Source organism: Oleiphilus sp. HI0128, assembly GCF_001635365.1.
Genome location: NZ_LWGG01001294.1, coordinates 1 through 817, shown reverse-complemented (window position 1 = coordinate 817; position 817 = coordinate 1). Strand labels below are relative to the sequence as shown.

Below are 817 nucleotides of genomic sequence, written 5' to 3'. Positions count from 1 at the left end.
CCAAAACCGGGAAAAGTAAATTCAAGTTTAAGAATCGATATATTAATTACACCAGCGCTGATTTTTCTGATGATGAGAAATACCTAACGCTTGGCACTTTCCAAGGCGTCATCAGTAAATTTAATATTAAAAAAGGAACTGAAGTGAAGACCTGGCAAGCAGAACCTCGCCAAGCTTATGGCGGCGCCAGCAGTAAAGCGATTATCGATGTCATCGATCAGAAGTCCAATGTTATTGCCTTGACCTCAGATGGAATGTTAGAAGTATTCAAATAGGAAGGTAGGGAACTAGAAAGCCGAGAAGCATATTGCTCCTCGGCAGAGACGAAGCTTATTTATATAAACCAGAAATATAGCTGGCAACTGCTTCAATTTCTTTGTCATTCAAACGAGCCGTTACTGAACGCATCATACGCGAATCACCATCGTTGCTACGCTCACCACTACGGAACTTCTTAAGCTGAGATGCGATGTAATCAGCATGCTGACCGGCAAGCGCTGGAAATGCAGCCAATGACACACCTTCACCTGCTGGGCCGTGACACGCTGCACACGCCGCAACCTTAGTTGCTGCATTACCCTGGCGGTACATGATCTCACCTTTTTCTACCAAGTCTTTCTTTGCTTGGCCAGGCGTAGTTGTTTGTGACGCAAAGTAAGCGGCAATGTTTTCGATATCCTGTGCAGAACGCGCATCAAGCAAGCCTGTCATTTCGATTACAGGACGCTTACCTTCTTTGATGTCATTCATTTGTTTAACCAAGTACTTCTCACCTTGGCCTGCCAGTTTAGGAAAGTTAGCAACAACACTATTTCCA

1 protein-coding gene and 1 pseudogene are annotated in these 817 nt (G+C 44.4%); one reads left to right on the top strand and one right to left on the bottom strand.

Annotated features, from left to right (window positions below; all coding sequences use genetic code 11):
* Nucleotides 1–275 (top strand): annotated as a pseudogene (locus tag A3763_RS29040) (hypothetical protein); the annotation flags it as partial.
* Nucleotides 276–330: 55 nt separating this feature from the next.
* On the opposite strand, the gene A3763_RS21610 reads toward A3763_RS29040, so the two are convergent.
* Nucleotides 331–817 (bottom strand): cytochrome c (locus A3763_RS21610; protein ID WP_068760504.1); only part of this gene is annotated, 487 nt, incomplete at its 5' end.